Source organism: Fundidesulfovibrio magnetotacticus (genome assembly GCF_013019105.1).
Lineage (GTDB): Bacteria > Desulfobacterota > Desulfovibrionia > Desulfovibrionales > Desulfovibrionaceae > Fundidesulfovibrio > Fundidesulfovibrio magnetotacticus.
In genome coordinates this window covers 176,352-192,147 of record NZ_BLTE01000002.1, presented here as the reverse complement: position 1 = coordinate 192,147, position 15,796 = coordinate 176,352, and the positions used below count along the sequence as shown (strand labels likewise).

13 protein-coding genes are annotated in these 15,796 nt (G+C 72.9%); 7 read left to right on the top strand and 6 right to left on the bottom strand.

Going from position 1 to position 15,796, the window contains the following annotated elements; translation table 11 throughout:
* Nucleotides 1-4 precede the first annotated feature (4 nt).
* The gene (locus NNJEOMEG_RS03870; protein ID WP_173081496.1) at nt 5-3,844 is read left to right on the top strand and encodes an AsmA family protein; all 3,840 of its coding nucleotides are present in this window, start codon (nt 5-7) and stop codon (nt 3,842-3,844) included.
* Between the two features lie 110 nt (nt 3,845-3,954).
* Here NNJEOMEG_RS03870 and NNJEOMEG_RS03865 read toward each other — a convergent pair whose 3' ends face one another.
* The 5 genes from NNJEOMEG_RS03865 to NNJEOMEG_RS03845 all read right to left on the bottom strand — a co-directional run bounded on the left by NNJEOMEG_RS03865 (nt 3,955) and on the right by NNJEOMEG_RS03845 (nt 9,233).
* Nucleotides 3,955-4,656, bottom strand: coding sequence for a protein phosphatase CheZ (locus NNJEOMEG_RS03865; protein ID WP_173081494.1), 702 nt, complete (start codon nt 4,654-4,656; stop codon nt 3,955-3,957).
* Nucleotides 4,657-4,662: 6 nt separating this feature from the next.
* A complete protein-coding gene (locus NNJEOMEG_RS20885; RefSeq protein WP_173081492.1) occupies nt 4,663-5,517 on the bottom strand; it encodes a sensor domain-containing diguanylate cyclase in 855 nt (284 codons plus the stop codon).
* A gap of 89 nt (nt 5,518-5,606) precedes the next feature.
* Entirely contained in the window at nt 5,607-7,211 is a 1,605-nt protein-coding gene (locus NNJEOMEG_RS03855; protein ID WP_173081490.1) for a glycosyltransferase, read from the bottom strand.
* Nucleotides 7,198-8,217: a glycosyltransferase family protein gene (locus NNJEOMEG_RS03850; RefSeq protein ID WP_173081488.1), complete on the bottom strand. Its 1,020-nt coding sequence runs from the start codon at nt 8,215-8,217 to the stop codon at nt 7,198-7,200. The genes NNJEOMEG_RS03855 and NNJEOMEG_RS03850 overlap by 14 nt, the downstream gene beginning before the upstream one ends.
* Nucleotides 8,214-9,233: a glycosyltransferase family protein gene (locus NNJEOMEG_RS03845; RefSeq protein ID WP_173081486.1), complete on the bottom strand. Its 1,020-nt coding sequence runs from the start codon at nt 9,231-9,233 to the stop codon at nt 8,214-8,216. The genes NNJEOMEG_RS03850 and NNJEOMEG_RS03845 overlap by 4 nt, the downstream gene beginning before the upstream one ends.
* A gap of 79 nt (nt 9,234-9,312) precedes the next feature.
* Here NNJEOMEG_RS03845 and amrA point away from each other — a divergent pair, with 79 nt between their 5' ends.
* Nucleotides 9,313-9,867 carry an AmmeMemoRadiSam system protein A gene (gene amrA / locus NNJEOMEG_RS03840; protein ID WP_173081484.1) on the top strand — a complete coding sequence of 185 codons (555 nt, stop codon included), beginning with the start codon at nt 9,313-9,315 and terminating at the stop codon, nt 9,865-9,867.
* Nucleotides 9,868-9,983: 116 nt separating this feature from the next.
* Here the strand turns inward: amrA and NNJEOMEG_RS20475 are convergent, their stop codons facing one another.
* A complete protein-coding gene (locus NNJEOMEG_RS20475; RefSeq protein ID WP_173081483.1) occupies nt 9,984-11,087 on the bottom strand; it encodes a J domain-containing protein in 1,104 nt (367 codons plus the stop codon).
* Between the two features lie 297 nt (nt 11,088-11,384).
* On the opposite strand from NNJEOMEG_RS20475, the gene NNJEOMEG_RS03830 reads away from it, so the two are divergent.
* The 5 genes from NNJEOMEG_RS03830 (at nt 11,385) to NNJEOMEG_RS03810 (ending at nt 15,795) form a co-directional block, all read left to right on the top strand.
* On the top strand, nt 11,385-11,852 hold the full coding sequence (locus NNJEOMEG_RS03830; protein ID WP_173081482.1) for a chemotaxis protein CheX: 468 nt from the start codon (nt 11,385-11,387) through the stop codon (nt 11,850-11,852).
* Nucleotides 11,853-11,858: 6 nt separating this feature from the next.
* A complete protein-coding gene (locus NNJEOMEG_RS03825) occupies nt 11,859-13,124 on the top strand; it encodes a putative Na+/H+ antiporter (RefSeq protein ID WP_173081481.1) in 1,266 nt (421 codons plus the stop codon).
* A 65-nt stretch (nt 13,125-13,189) separates the two neighbouring features.
* Nucleotides 13,190-15,004 carry a protein-disulfide reductase DsbD family protein gene (locus tag NNJEOMEG_RS03820; protein WP_173081480.1) on the top strand — a complete coding sequence of 605 codons (1,815 nt, stop codon included), beginning with the start codon at nt 13,190-13,192 and terminating at the stop codon, nt 15,002-15,004.
* Nucleotides 14,994-15,383: a diacylglycerol kinase gene (locus NNJEOMEG_RS03815; protein WP_173081479.1), complete on the top strand. Its 390-nt coding sequence runs from the start codon at nt 14,994-14,996 to the stop codon at nt 15,381-15,383. Before NNJEOMEG_RS03820 ends, NNJEOMEG_RS03815 begins: the two co-directional genes overlap by 11 nt.
* 16 nt (nt 15,384-15,399) lie before the next feature.
* Complete coding sequence (locus NNJEOMEG_RS03810) at nt 15,400-15,795, top strand: bacteriohemerythrin (RefSeq protein WP_173081478.1); 396 nt, start codon at nt 15,400-15,402, stop codon at nt 15,793-15,795.
* Nucleotide 15,796 lies beyond the last annotated feature (1 nt).

The following is a 15,796-nucleotide window of genomic DNA, read 5'->3' as shown; positions in this document are numbered from 1 at the left end:
AGCCATGAACGCACCGAGCTCGAAACGCCCAGGCGTCGCGCGCCTCCTCACCTGGCGGACCCTCGCGGCCTCGCTGGCGCTGCTGGCCGTGCTGGCCTGGCTCCTGCCCCTGGCGGCCACGCGGCTGGTGGGCCGCGAGACCCTGCGCCGCGCCGCCGAGGAGGCCATGACCGAGGCCCTGGGCCGCGCGGTGCGCGTGGGCGGAGACGTGCGCCTGACCATGGTGCCCTGGCTGGGCCTTCGCGCGGGCTCCGTGGAGGTGGCGGGCGAGCCCTCCTTCGGCCCCGAGCCGCTGCTCACGGCCGGGGAGATGGCCGTGGGGCTGGACATCCCGGCCCTGTTCGCGCGCCGGGTGGCGGTGGAGTCGGTCTCGCTGGACGCCCCGCAACTGCACCTGGGGCGCGACGAAGAGGGCCGCCCCAACTGGGCGCTCCCCGGTCTGGAGGCCTCGGACCGCTCGCCGGGCAGGCGGGGTCCGGGCCTGCCCCGGGGCCTGCGCCTGGAGAGAGGCGCCGTCCACTTCACCGACCGCTCCACGGGCGCGAGCTTCACGGTGCGCGGGCTCAACCTGCACACCACCGCGTCGCGGCCCTTCAAGTTTTCCGTGTCCTTCTCGGCCGAAGCCGGCCACCTGGACCTGGCGGGCGAGTTCCACGCCAAGGGAGTGGCCAGCTATTCCGAGGAAGGTTCGCGGCTTCACGTGCACAAGGCCCAGGCGGCGGGGTGGCTGGCCGCCCCCGGGGCGCTGCCCGGCGCGGAGGCGCGCGTGCTCTTTTCCACCGACCTGATGGTGCACGGCGACGGGGCCGTGGAGGCCGCCAACCTTGTGCTGGAGGGCCTGGGCGCGCGCGTGACCGGACAGGTGAACCTGGCCGGGCTCTGGGACGCCGACCGCCACCTCCTGGTGGACCTCAAGGCCCAGGCCAGCCCGGACGGCCTCTGGCGCGAGGCCCTGCGCCGGGGCGGCCTGGCTCCGGGCTTCCCCGTGCTCGTGCCCGCCGTCGCGCCGTCGCCCTCGCTGCGCGCAGAGGGGAGCGACGCCGCCGTTCGCGCGCGCCTGAAGCTGGCTGTCACCCCGGCAGGGTGGGTGCTCCTGGACGGGTCGCTCTCCGAGGGCGCGGGCGTCCTGGAGGGCACGGCCAGCGGGGGGCGCGGTCGCGCCGCCTTCGACGTGACCGCCCGGGGCCTGGACCTCACCCCCTGGGCCGGGCTCGTCGTGCTGGCGCACAAGGCCCGGGGCGGCGTTCCCGAGTCCCTTACGGGGCGCTTCCAGGGCAGCGGACTGCGCGCGGGCGAGGCTTCCCTGGAGCGGGTGGACCTCACGCTCACGGGCGCGGGCGGCGCGCTGCGACTCTATCCCTTCACGGTGAACCTGGGCCGGGCCGTGGCCGGGGCGGACGTTCGCCTGGAGCCGGGGCAGGGGACCATGCGCTTCAAGGCCCGGGTGGGGCTCACGGCCCTGGAGGGCGGCGCGCCCGGCAAGGGGCTCCCCCAGGCCCTGGAGGCCTCGGCCGAGGGCGAATCCGGCCCCGCCGGAACCTGGGGCGTGGCCAGCCTGGAAGCCAGAGCCCAGGAGGCGGCGTGGCGTCAGGACTGGATTCCCGAACTGGTCCCCCGGCTCCTGGAGGAGCTGGGCGCGGTGACGGCCCAGGCGTCCTTCCGGGCCGGCGCGCCGGGCCAGACGTCGTGGGAGGTCACGGACCTGGACGCTCGCCTCGGGGCCACGTCCCTGGGCGGCTCGGCCTCCTGGACCGACGGGCAGGCGCTGCTGGATCTGCGCGCCGGACGGCTGGATCTGGAGGAGCTGCGGCGCATGGAGCGCCTCCTGGACGCGGGCAAGGCCGCGTCCTTCCCGCTGGAGCTGCGACTTGCCGCCGGTCGCCTGGACGCGGGCAAGGGCCTGGAGGTGGACGACCTCTCCCTGACCCTGCGCGCCACGCCCGAGGGCGTGCGGGTCCCCGCGTTCGCGGGGGCGGCCCTCGGCGGAAGATTCTCGGGCTCACTGGAGCTGACGCACCCCCAGCCGGCGGCGGCGTCCCAGCAGCACGCGGCGGGCCAGCCTCCCCACGGGGCGCACGCCCAGGCGGGCTCGTTCCAGCTCACGCTCGCGGCCCAGGGCGTGCAGGGGGCCAGGCTCGCCGAGGCCGTGCCCCTGGGCTTGCGGGCGACGGGGCCGCTGGACGCCCGCCTTTCGCTGGAAGGCCCCTGGCGGGGCGGCCTGGCGGGCTGGCAGTCCGGGCGCGGACAGCTGGACATGCAGATGGGCCAGGGCGGATTCCAGGCCCAGGACGCCAAGTCCGGGAAGCCCTGGCCCGTGACGCGCGCCCAGGCCCAGCTGCGCATCGCCCTGAAGCCCGCTCCGGGCCAGGGCGCGGTGCAGGCGGGGGAGAAGCCCCGGGAGACGGTGCAGGCGGAGCTTGTCGGCCCCGTGCGCCTGGAGTCGCCTTCGGGAGTGCGCTCGGCGCAGGCGGACGTTCGGGCCACGGCGGGCTTGGACGAGGCGGGCCGCCTCCTCTGGGTGCGCCAGCCGCGCCTGGAGGGCTCGCTCGTCTTCGTGGCGCCGGGGACGCAGGGGCGCACGGCGCGCGCCTCCTGGGCCGGGCGGGCCGAGGCCGATTGCGAGAAGGGGACGTTTTCGCTGTCGGGCGTGGAGGCCGACGTGGCGGGTCTTTCGCTGCGCGGACAGGCCGGGCTTGCCCAGGGCCAGGGGGGCTGGGGCCTCTCGGGCGCGCTGGACGTGGCGGAGTTCAACCCCCGGGACGCGGCCCAGCGTCTGGGCCTGGAGCTGCCGCGCGGCGCGGGTCCGCAGTCCTGGCGGCGGGCGCGCTTCCAGGCGGAGCTGGGCGGCACGCTCAAGGACCCGGCCCTCACACGCGTGCAGGCCAGCCTGGACGACGCCGCGCTCACGGGCCAGGTCTCCCTGGCGGGCACGCGCCTGAAGCTCGACCTTGCCGTGACCGGCCTGGACCTGGACCTGCTGGCCCCGGAGGCCAAGCACCTCGACGTGGGCCAGCGCCCCGAGGAGCCCCTGCCCATGAACGAGATGCGCGAGCTGGACCTGGACGCCCGCATCCGCCTGGGCAGGCTCAAGAAGGACCGCCTGGTCTGGGAGAACGCCCTGGTGGAGGCCCAGGCCCAGGGCGGCCGGTTCCTGCTGCGCCAGACGGCCCCCTCGTTCTACGGCGGCCCCTACTCCCTGGAGCTGCGGGGCGACGCGCGCGGGGACACGGTGCAGGCGCGCGTGGACATCCACCTCACCGGGTTCTCGGCCCCCGTGCTCCTGCGCGACCTGGCCGACGGCTCCGGCCTGGTGCAGGGCACCACCAACTTCCACCTGAGCCTCACCGCCCACGGGGCTACCGACCGCCAGATGCGCCGAAATTCCCAGGGCCAGGCCTCCTTCGAGGTGCAGGGCGGGCTGCTGGCCATCCGCGACGCCGACGGCCGCCCCGCGCGCAACACCCCGGCCCCGGGCGTGAAGCCCAAGGAAGAGGCTCCCGTACCTCCCCCGCCCCCGGGCAAGGGCCTGGCCTTCACGCGCATGGGAGCCTCGTTCACCGTGCATCAGGGTCTCGGGGTCACGCGGGATTTCGTTCTGGCGGGCCAGGGCATCACGGCCAAGGGCGACGGCTGGGTGAGCCTGGTGGACGAGCGCATCGACCTGAACCTCATAGCCCAGGTGCCCGACGTGGGCGAGGTGCCCGTGCGCGTCTCCGGGCCGCTCTACGACCCCAAGATGGACGTGGACAAGTCCAAGGTGATCGGAGACACCATCGTCAACGTGTTCAAGGGGCTCTTCAACATCCCCGGCGACGTGCTCAACCAGTTCCGCCGGGTGTTCTAGGATCAAGCCGCCGGAGCGGGAGCGCCGGTGCGCGGCCGGTGCGCGTCCCCGGGGCCGTTCATGCGGGCGGCCGGGGCGGACGGTCGGCGAGGCTTAAAAGCGCCACGGCGCTAGGTGTTCAGCTGGGCCAGCAGGTCGTCCACGTCGGACTGGGAGACCTTGGCCTTGGCGTCGCGCTTGAGCTCCTCCAGGGGCTGGCCCGGGTCCATTTCCTGGGCCTTCACCAGCAGGCCCGTGGACACGTAGAGTTCGGCCACCATGTCGCGCACCCTGCCCAGCATGTCGATGACGCGCTTGATGCGCTGTCCCGTGAGGTCCTGGAAGGAGAGGCAGGTCATGATCTGCACCATGTCCTGGGAGAGGCGCTGGCAGAGGGCCTGGGCCTGCTCCTGCACGTGGCCGTCGCAGACGCTCGAGCGGAAGAGGTGCAAGATCTCGTCTGGCACGGACATGCTGCGCTCCACCAGCTCGATGATCTCGAAGGTGGCCTTCTCGGTGGCCTGGATCACCTGGTCCAGGCGGTGGGAGGCCTCGTCCATGAGTTCCCCGGCCTGGAGGGCGTCTTCCGGGGTTCCCCGGCCCGAGGGCGGCCCCTGGAAGGAGGATATCTCCCGGTAGATGTCGCCCAGGCGGCCCATGATTTCCTCGTTGAGACGCCTGAAGAAGCCGTCGTCGGCCAACTCCTTGGCCGAGAGCTTGGGGGTGCAGGAGTGCAGCTCCTCCCGCAGGATTTCGCGGATGTTCTCGCGCAGGGCGGGCTTGAGCGCTTCGGCCACGAGCCGGGCCAATTGATCCAATGCTTCCGGATTCATGGGGCCTCACTCGAAGTAGACGGACTCGTTGGCGAAGGAATAGCCGTTCTTGCCGGACTTCTTGGCCACGTACATGGCCTCGTCGGCCTTCTTGAGCAGGGTCTCGGGGTCGAGCCCGTCGGTGGGGGCCACGGAGATGCCCAGGCTCGCGCTCACCCGCACGCTCCCGCCCTGCCAGGGGATGGGCTGCGTGATGGACTTGATCACCCGGTTGCCCGTGAGCCCCGCGTGCAGGCCGTTTTTCAACTCCCCCAGCACCATTACGAACTCGTCGCCGCCGATGCGCGAGGCCGTGTCGCCCTCGCGGGTTACCTCAAGGAGTCTGGCGGCCGTCACGCGCAGCACCTCGTCGCCGCACTCGTGGCCGTAGGTGTCGTTGATGGGCTTGAAGCCGTCCAGGTCGATGAAGACCACGGCGGCGAAGTCCTGGTGGCGGCGCACCCGGGCCAGGGTCTGGCGCAGGCGGTCCAGCAGCAGGACGCGGTTGGGCAGCCCGGTGAGGGCGTCGTGCAGAGCCATGTGCTCCGCGCCCTCGTGGGGCAGGGCGGAGAGGGCCGGGCGCAGGACCAGGGCCAGGCCGCCCTCCGGCAGGCGCAGGCAATTGACCTCCATGGGCTGGTGCGCGCCCTCGCGCGAGAGCGCCTTGAGGCGGCGGAACAGCGGCGCATCGACCGAGGCGTTGCGCGAGATGTCCAGGTACGCCGCCTGGCCCAGAAATCCGGCCAGGCCCAGGCCCTCCAGCCCGGCGGCGTCCACGCCCAGAACGTCCTGGAAGGCGGCGTTGACGGCCAGCACGCGGCCGTTGGAGTCGGCCAGGCAGGCGGGATCGAAGCTCAGATGCAGCAGCTGGCGGATGGGCATGGACGCTTGCTCCAATTGGTTCATTTCCCGAGATGGAAAATGCCTTTTTTTAGGGGTCGCCGCAATGACGATTCCGCTCCGGCATGGTTTCAATCCGTCAGACGATTCCCAAGGGCCAGGCGGGCGAGTTTGGCCTCCAGGTCCGCGAGCGCCCGGTCGGCGTCCTCGCGGCGCAGGGCCTCGCGCGCCTCGGGCGGGTGCTTGGCCTTGAGCTTGAGCAGGTTGCCCCGGCTCAGGCCCTGGTACGCGCGGGTGGGCGAACGCCCGGAAAGTCCGGCGTGGGCCACGCGCAGGTGGCCGTTGTACACGGGCGGCAGGCCGCGCGCGGCCAGGCGCAGGTCGTGGTCCAGGTCGTCGTACTGGGTGGGCGAAAAGCGGATGTCGAAGCCGCCCTGCTCCCGCAGAAGCTCCGTGCGCAGGAGATGGAAGCAGCCCGTCACCGAGACGCAGGGCCGCAGGGAGTCGAACTGGCCGAAGTCCGGGTCGTCGGCGCAGGGGCTCGCGAAACCGCCCTCCGGGTCCGGGGACTCCTCCAGGTGGTGGTCGGCGTTCTGGACGCGGGGGAGGAAGTCGCGGTCGCACACCTTGCAGCCCCAGACCCCGGCGTCCGGGTAGGCGCGCACGGCGCGGCCCATGTGCCCGGCCCAGTCGGCGGGGAGGCGGGCGTCGTCGTCGAGGTAGGCCGTGAACTCGAAGCCCCGGGCCGCCGAAAGGGCAGCCAGCCAGTTGCGCGCGGCCGGAGCGCCCACGTTCACGGGCAGCCGGACGGCCTCCATGCGCTCGCCCAGGCGCTCGGCCCAGGCCCGGAAGACCCCGGGGGTCTCGTCCGTGCCGCCGTTGTCCAGGGCCAGCAGGCAGGCCCCGTCCGGCAGGGAGTCCGCCGCCGAGGCCAGGGCGCGGTCCGCCTCCGGGGCCTTGTTGCAGGTGTAGAGGCACACCGCCGTGCGTCCGGGGGGCGGCTCGCCGGGGAGGTCCAGGCCCTCCCGCACGTCGTGCAGGGCCAGGGCCAGGGAGGCGCGCCAGGGGGCCTGGGCCAGGACCTTGCGCCACTGGGCCAGGGCCTCCTCGCGCAGGCCCTGGGCCAGCAGGCAGCGGCCCAGCCGGACGCGCGAGGCGCGCAGGGCCAGCGCTGGCCGGTAGAGCCCGGCGGCCCGGGCGTGGTCCCCCCGCAGGAAGGCCAGGTCGGCCGCGCAGCGCGCGCTGAGTTGGTCCAGGCCCGGCGGCCAGGGAGCGTGCAGTGCCTCCTCGGCCGCGTCCAGGCGGCCCAGGGAAAAGGCCAGTTCCAGGAGGTTGCGACGCCAGAGCAGGTTGCCCGGTTCGGCACGCAGCCGCCCGCGCAGGCCTTTCAGAAGGTCCAGGACCAGGCCCCGGCCGGCCAGGGCGGCCAGGGGGTCTCCGGCCGGGGGCTGGCCCCAGGCCCGGCGCACGGACCCGGCCAGCGCGCGCAGGTGGGGGGCCAGGAAGGGGATGCGGGCGTCCAGGTCCAGCACGAACCCGGCGGCCGCCCCGTCCAGCGGGGCCTCCTCCCAGGCGGCCAGGGCCAGGTCCAGGCCCAGGCGGGCGCTCTCGGGCCGGGACAGGGCCTGGCGCGCCAGGCCGCCCAGGCGGCGTTGACCGCAGCTGGCCGCCAGGAGCCCGGTCCGCACCTCCGGGGGCATGGAGCGCCAGAAGGCGGAGGGATCAGGCGCGCTCACGGCGCGCTCCCTGCCAGGCGTCCAGGAAGAGGGCTGCCCCGCGCGCGAGCCCCCAGGCGTTGCGCGCCTCGCGCGCGGCGTTTTCGGCCAGGCTCCGGCGCAGGGCCGGATCGGCCAGGAGGGACTCCAGGGCGCTGGTCCAGGCCGCGGGGTCCTGCCCGGCCTTGATCCCGGTGACGCCGTGGCGCACCCGGGCGTAGGGGGGCAGGTCGGCGTAGATCCCGGCCGCCCCGGCGGCCGAGTATTCGAGCCACTTCACGGCGCTCTTGCAGCGGTTGAAGGGGTTGTCGGCCAGGGGGGCCAGGGCGATGTCGGGCCGGGCCTCGCGCAGCGCCCGGGCGTAGGGGGCGTAGCCGTCCTGGAAGGGCAGCGCCAGGCCCTCGAACCCCCGGGGTGCGCAGCCCATGAACACGAACTCCACGCGGTCGCCGTGGCGGCGGCGGGCCTGCTCCAGGGCCGGGACCGCCAGCTCCAGGTCCTCCCGGTGGGTGGGCGATCCGGCGTAGAGCACGCGCACGGGGCCTGACCGGGCCGGCGCCGGGGCGTCCCAGAGGGCCTCGGGCAGGAAGTTGGGGACCACGGCCACGCGCCTGGCCAGGGGCGCGAGGATGCGGCGCAGCTCCGGGGTGGTGGTCACGGTGAGGTCGGCCTTGGAGAGCAGGCGGCGCACATGGGGGGCGATGCGCTCCAGGGCCTCGCGCATGGGGTGGTCCCGGGGCGTGTCCAGGATGTGATCGTCCATCTCGTAGAGCACGGGAAGGCCCGAGGCCAGGGCCTGCTCCACCAGGGGCCACGTCCGGGCGTTGGGAAAGAGGCGCTGGAAGAGCACGGCGTGAGCGCCCTCCATGGCCCGGGCGTCGATGGCGTAGTTGTCGCCGTCGCTGGCGGCCGCCCAGCGCAGTTCCACCCGGCCGCCCAGGGCGCGGGCCGGTTCCAGCAGGCGCAGGCGCGCGCAGGCGTAGTGGGGCAGGTCCAGGGAGTAGGCGGCCAGGACGAAGGGGCTCACCGGGCGTCCCCCCCGGCGTGGGCCAGCTCCAGGTAGAAGGCGCGCAGCTCCGGCGGCAGGGGGAGCTGCGGGTCCGTGGCCAGGATGCGGTAGGCCGTGGCCATGAGCCGCCGGGAGCGCCCCATGTCGGAGAACCGGGCGCGGTGGACCTGGGCGCGCGCGAGCTCCTCGAAGAGGCGCACGATCTCCTGGGCGCGGTGGTCCACGCGGTGGCGGGCCAGCACCTCGGCCTGTCCGGCCCTCGCCAGCTCCTCCAGGCCGGGGTCGGCTAGTGCCTGTTGGGCCAGGGCGGCGGCGGCGCGGTGGTCGCCGCGCGGGTAGACCAGCAGGTGCCTGCCCGGTGTGAAGAGGTCGCGCAGGCCGTTGGCCGCGTCCTCGGTGAGGAGCGCCGCGCCCTCGGCCATGGCCTGGAAGACCCGGAAGTTCAGCTCCCCGGCCGCCGACTGGTTGAGCGCCAGGCGCGAGCGGGCGAACACGGAGCGGTAGTCCCCGGTGAGCACGGCCAGGGGGGCATGGCGGCGGAAGGCCTCCAGGAAGGGGCGACGGCCCGGGTTGGCGGGGCTGTCCAGGGTGCCCACGAAGCTGGCCGGGATGTCGCGGGCCGGGGGGGGGATCGCGCCCGGCAGGGGATCGGCGAAGAGGGGCATCCAGCGCAGGGGACCTTTGTGTTCGGGGGCGAAGAGGGGCAGGTAGTCCTTCTGGGCCACCAGGGCCGCGTCGAAGGCGTTGCAGAAAGGCACGTGCCAGGGGTTGAGGTACTGGTCGATGGAGTAGGCGATGGTGGGCCAGGGCAGGAGCTCCAGCCCGGCCACCGAGGGGGGGCGGCCGTCGTCGGCCCAGAGCGCTGCTTCCGGCTCGAAGCCGCGCGCGTCGAGCAGGCGCAGGAGCCCGGCCAGGGAGAGGGCCTTTTCCAGGCGCACGTCGGCCCCGGACCACTGGCCCACGGAGAGTGTTTCGCAGCCCAGGCGCTCCAGGGCCTTAAGGAAGTAGGGACCGTCCAGGCAGAGCACGCGCATGCCCCTTCGTACTCCGGCTGGCGGGGCGGTGGCAAGCGTGCTACCGGCGTTCAGGAAACCCCGGACAAGGAGACCCGCCATGGACGCCTTCCGCTTCGAGCTTTCGGCACTGGAAAAGGACGCCCTCAAGGATCTGGTGCGAGCGAGCATCCGCGCCGCGCTCCAGGGCGACCAGGCCTGGACCCCGCCCGCGCCGCCTGCGGCCCGGCTCACGGAGCCCCTGGGGGCCTTCGTGACCCTGCACCTGGGGGGCGAGTTGCGCGGCTGCATCGGGCGCATCGTTGGCGACGGCCCCCTCTGGGAGACCGTGGCGCGCATGGCCCGCGCCGCCGCTTTCGAGGACCCCCGCTTCCCGCCCCTGAGCCCGGGCGAGTTCGAGAAGCTCGCCGTGGAGATCTCGGTGCTGGGCCCCGTGACCGCCTGCCCGGACCCGGGGCAGGTGGAGGTGGGCCGCCACGGGCTCATCGTGCGCCGGGGGGCGCGCCAGGGGCTCCTGCTGCCCCAGGTGGCGGTGGAGTGGCGCTGGGACGCCCCGGCGTTTTTGGACCACACCTGCCGCAAGGCGGGCCTGGAGCCCGGGGCGTGGCGCAAGCCCGGAACGGAGGTCTACTGGTTCGAGGCCGAGGTGTTCTGATAACGCGGCGCGCGGGGCCTGGCGCGGAAGAAACGGGCGAAACGTTCGACAGGCGATGCGCCGGTCGTGGCTGGTCGCCCCGGGAGGGCGCGGAGGCGGATCGGGAGGGCGCGGCGCTAGGCGGCCCAGGTGGCGGAGGACTTGCCCCGGCCAGGAGCGCACCAGGAGATGGCCAGCTCGTAGGCCTGGTTGATGGACTTCATCATCTCTTCGTCGCCGCCCAGATCGGGGTGGTGGCGGCGGGCCTGCTTGCGGTAGGCGGTTTTGATGTCGTCGGCGTTGCAGGGGTAGGTGATGCACAGGAGGGCGCAGGCCTGGGTGAGGGTCATGCGGCCGTGGCCCAGGGGGGATTTGTGGCTGCGCTGTTTGTAGTCCTGGTAGCTGGAGCCGCCGCCTGGCCCTGTGGTGCGGTGGCGGTGCTCCTGGCGTCCCTGGGAGGCCCCGGCCTGTTCCTGGCCCCCGGCGGTCCCGGTCCTGGCGCGCCACGCGCCCGAACCGGAGGCTCCGGTGCCGGATGCTCCCGCTCCCGAAGCGCCGGGGTTCGCCTTGCCCGCGCCGTAGGCCCCACCGGAGGAAGCCCTGCCGCCCGCCGTAGCGCCGCCGTAGGCCGAGCCGGGCCGCGCGCCCGCAGCCCCCGCGCCGGTAGCCCGGGAGGAGGCGGAGGCGTCGCCCGCGCCCGAAGCGCCCGCCTGGGATGCGCCCTGCGAGCGCCACGCGCCCTGTCCGGGCTGGGCGCCAGCGCCGCGCGCGCTCCAGGAAAATTGCTGCCCCGCGCCCGCCGAGGCCCCGGGCCGCGCCTGCTGCGCGCCCGCGCCCTGGCGCGCGGAGGATGTCCCCGCATCGCGGGCGGATGCGCCGGAGGCGTTCTGGGCGGTGGACTGGAAGGGACCGGATGCGGACTTGGACGTGCCGGACTGGAAGCGGGAGTTGGCGGCTCCCTGGGCCTTGTGGACGCCGGCGGCGGAGCCGTACTGCGGGCGTCCCTGTTGTCCGGCGTGGGCGCCGGCGGGTTTGCCCGAGGAGCGCCAGGCGCGTCCGGCGCCCTGGTAGGCGTTTCCGGCGGTCTTGAGGTTGTCCAGCACGCGGCGCAGGTGCACGAGGATGTCCCGCAGGAGGTCGCGGGTGTCGGAGAGCCTCTTTTCCAGGGCTCCCCAGTCGGAATCGGAATAGCCGGTGGCCCGGTTCCGATGGTCGGTGGCGGTGGCTTGGCGGGTGTGCATGCGTTGTACGCCGGGGGAATCTGGCCGGTCCCGAGGTCCGGGCCGCCGCCCGTGGCGGCGTGCGCCCTCCGCGCCGTGGAGGGCCGTTCCGGCAGGACTCCCGCGTCGTCTGCACGGGGGCCTACATCAGGGGGCGGCAAATGGCAAGCCGCCGGGAGCGCGCCCCCCGGCAGGGGAAAAAGTCTTGAAAGGCTCATCGGCACAGGGTAGACCTTAATTCTCTTCGGCTGTCCGCGCCCGTTGGCCGTCGGCAATCGAGTCGCGCCGGAGACGATCCATGCGCCCAAGGAACCCTTCATGAACGCCACCGACGCCGAAATCGCCAAGCCGTTTGTCCAGGCCACCAAGCACGTGCTCACCACCATGGCCATGATCGAGCCCGCGCCGGGCAAGCCCTATGCCAAGAAGAACAACACGGCGGCGGGCGACGTGTCGGCCGTGGTGGGCCTCACCGGTGACAAAAACGGCAGCATTTCGATTTCCTTCACCAAAAAATGCGCCGTGGCCATCGTCAAGAACATGCTGGGCGACGACATCCAGGACATCGTCCAGGACACCAAGGACGCCGTGGGCGAGATCACCAACATGATCTCCGGGCAGGCCCGCGCCGGACTGGCCCAGATGGGCCTGGCCATGCAGGCCTCAACGCCCACCATCATCTTCGGGGACAACCACTCCATCTCCCACGTGACCAGCGGGTCCGTGGTGGCCATCCCCTTCACCACGCCCAACGGGGACTTCACCGTGGAGTTCTGCTTCGAGTAGGCGGCCATGAACGCACCGGACGCCGCCGCAACCACCCTCGGCACGGCGGCCTTCGCCCTGGCCGTGGCCCACACCTTCCTGGCCGGACGCTTCCTGGAACGCTCCCGCAGGGGCGGCCCCCACCACGGCCTGTGGCACCTCCTGGGCGAGGTGGAGATCGCCTTCGGCTTCTGGGCCGCCGTCTTTCTGCTGCTCCTGGCCGTGTTCTCCGGCCCCTCCAGGGCCGTGGACTACCTCGAGGGCATCTCCTTCACCGAACCGGCCTTCGTCTTCGCCATCATGATGGCCGCCTCCACGCGTCCCGTGGTGGCCCTGGCCGCGCGGGCCATCCTGGGGCTGGCCGCGCGCCTGCCGCTGCCCATGGGGCCGGCCACATGCCTCACGGCCCTGGTGGCGGGGCCGCTCATGGGCTCGCTCATCACCGAACCGGCCGCCATGACCGTCACGGCGCTCATCCTCTACATGGCCTTCTTCAGCCGCCCCCTGTCCGGGGCCTGCAAGTACGCCATGCTGGGCACGCTCTTCGTGAACATCTCCATCGGCGGCGTGCTCACCCACTTCGCCGCGCCCCCCGTGATCATGTGCGCCCCGGCCTGGGGCTGGGGCCTGGGGCATATGTTCCTCAATTTCGGCTGGAAGGCCGTGATCGCCGTGGTGGTGAACGCCCTGGCGCTCACGGCCGCGTTCTGGCGGCCCCTGGCCCGGCTGGAGGTGCGCGCGCCCGAGTCCCTGCGCCAGGGCGCGCCCGCCTGGGTGAACGCCGTGCACCTAGCCTGCCTGGCGGCCATGGTGGCCCTGCTGCACCACCCCGCCGCCTTCCTGGCCGTGCTGGCGGTGTTCGTGGGCTTCGTCGCGGCCTACCCCGAACACCAGACGGAGCTCATGCTGCGCCCGAGCCTGATGGTGGGCGTGTTCCTGGCCGGGCTGGTGATCCTGGGCCCGCCCCAGCGCTGGTGGGTGCAGGCCCTCATCACGCGCATGGACTCCCTGACCCTCTACTTCGGGGCCATGGGGCTCACCGCCCTCACCGACAACGCCGCGCTCACCTACCTGGGCACCCTCGTGGAAGGCCTCTCGGACGCGGGCAAATACTCCCTGCTGGCCGGGGCCGTGGCGGGCGGCGGGCTCACCGTCATCGCCAACGCCCCCAATCCGGCGGGCTACGCCATCCTCAAGCAGGGCTTCCCGGGCGAGAGCATTTCCCCCCTGGGGCTGGCTGCCGGGGCGCTCGCGCCCACGGTCATGGCCGCCGTCGCGTTCCTGGTTTTCTAGGCGCGCTTTTTGCTGTAATCATCCGGCCGGAACCGTCGTACCACATGAAGAGACCGAGGCCCCCCATGCGCGCACTCCTTCAGGCCCTGGCCATGCTTTTGGCCCTGGCGCTGCCCTCGGCGGCGCAGGAATCCCCCGTGGCCGCCTCCTGGGAACTGGCCGCGCTCCCCGACGGCAAGGGCCTCGTGGCCGTGCTCTGGCTCACCCCCGCCCAGGGCTACAAGACCTACGGCGCGGACCCCGGCGAAGCCGGCATGCCCACCCGGGCCGAGGCGCGCCTCACGCCCACGGGACAGGCCCTGGACGTGCTCTATCCCCCCGGAAAATCCACGCGGGACCTCTACGAGCCCGACAAGACCGTCAGCATCTACGACGGACCCACGCCGCTCTTCATCACGCTGCCCCCGGGGCTCCCCGAGGGCTTCGGCGTCGAGGTCCGCGTGAGCCTCCTGGCCTGCACCGACGTGAGCTGCTGGCCCGTGCTCCTGGAGACGGAACTCTCCTCCCGCCAGTTTCCCGCCCCCCCGGCCGCCAGGGACAGGCCCTGGTGGGGCCTCTACGCCGAGCTGGCCGCGCGCGGCCCCGAAGCGGCCCCGAAGCCGGTCCCGGACAAGGCCCCCGAGGCCTCCTCGGACCTTCGCTTCACGCCCAGGTCCCTGACGCCCCACCTGGAGGTGGACGGGCTCCTGAAGGCCCTGCCCCTGGCGCTCCTGGCCGGTCTTCTGCTCAACCTGATGCCCTGCGTGCTCCCCGTGGCCTGCCTGAAGCTCTCCGGGCTCCTGGCCTCCTGCCACGCGAGCGGCCCCGGGTGCGACCGCTACGCCCTCATCCGCCGGCACAACCTCTGGTTCTCGGCCGGTGTGCTGGTCTATTTCTGCGTGCTGGCCCAGGTTCTGGGCGCGGCCGAGCTGGCCTGGGGCCAGCTCTTCCAGAGCCCGGGCCTGATCCTGGGCGCGGCCGTGGCGCTCTTCGCCCTGGGGCTTTCGCTCTTCGGGGTGTTTTACCTGCCCGTGGTGGATTTGAAGATCGCCCACGGCCACGCGCGCAGCCCCCGCATCCAGGCCTTCACCACGGGCATGCTGGCCACGCTCCTGGCCACGCCCTGCTCCGGGCCGTTCCTGGGCGGCGTGCTGGCCTGGACGCTGCTGCAGCCTCCGGCCGTGGTGGTGACCGTGTTCACGGGCATCGGCGCGGGCATGGCCCTGCCCTACCTGATCCTGGCCCTGCGCCCGGAGCTGACCCGCTTCGTGCCCCGGCCCGGCCCGTGGATGGTCCAGCTGGAGAAGCTGGCCGGGTTCATGCTCATGGGGGCCTGCCTCTATTTCCTCTCCATCCTGCCCCAGGCGCTGCTTCTGCCCGCGCTGGCGACGCTGCTGGCGGCGGGCCTGGCCTGCCACGCCTGGGGGGCCTGGACCAGCCCCTCCCAGGGCCTGCTCACCCGCTGGGGCGTGCGCCTGGCGGGCGTGGCCCTGGTGGTGTGGATGTGCCTGTGGGCCCTGGCCCCGACGCCCAGGGACGATGCCGGGTGGGAGCCTTACGCCCCCCGGGCCTTCGCCGGGATGCTCGGCAAGGAGAACCTCCTGGTGGACTTCACCGCCGACTGGTGCCCCACCTGCAAGGCCCTGGAGAAGACCGTGCTGGTCCCCAAGGCCCTCAAGGAGCTGCGCGAGCGCCACGGCGTGCGCGCCGTGCGCGTGGACCTCACCCGCGAGAGCCCCGAGGCCATGGCCCTCCTGCGCGCCCTGGGCTCGGCCTCCATCCCCCTGGCGGCGCTCTTCCCAAAGGGCGAGGGGGCCAAGAGCCCCGTGGTGCTGCGCGATCTCTTCACCTCCGGCCAGTTGGAGCAGGCGGCGAAGGAGGCCTTCGGCCATGCGCAATAAGTTCCTGGGAACCGGCGAGCCCGGCTTCAACCCCTGGCGCAAGATCAAGGTGATCGTCTCTGGGCTGCGCTTCGCGGTGCTCTGCGACTGGTCCGTGGCCTACAAGGTGGTGCTTTCGGCGCTTGTGCTGGTCTTGAGCTTCGTCTACCGGGCCTGGGTGGACGCGCTGCTGGTGCTCCTGGCCACGGCCGTGATGCTGGCCTCGGAGATATTCAACAGCGCCGTGGAGGCCGTCTGCGACTACCTCCAGACCGCCGAGGACGCCAAGATCAAGGCCATCAAGGACATGGCCGCGGCGGCCACCGGGGTGTGCATCCTGGCCTGGGTCCTGGTGCTGGTCTTCGAGACCCTGAACATTTTCGGCATTCATCTGACGTAACAAGGAAGCGACACGCATGGAAAAGGACGCGCCCGACTGGACTCCCGGGCTGGCCATGGGCGACCCGGACATCGACGAACAACACCGGATGCTCTTCCAGATGATCCGCGAACTCGACGCCCGCATGGCCGGAGGCGAACACCGCCAGGCCGTGCTGGACGCCCTGCAGGGCATGCTGGCCTACGCCGCGACGCACTTCGAGGACGAGGAGGTGCTCATGGAGGACGCGGGCTGGGAAGGCCTGGCGCGCCACGAGGGGCTCCACGCCGAATTCCTTTGGCGCGCCGGGGGGTACGAATCCCGCGTCAGGGAGGACAGCGCCACGGCCTCGCGTGAGGTGCTGGATTACCTGCTGCGTTGGCTGGTGGAGCACATCCACGTGGAGGACCGCTCCTTCTTCCAGCGCGCCTAAC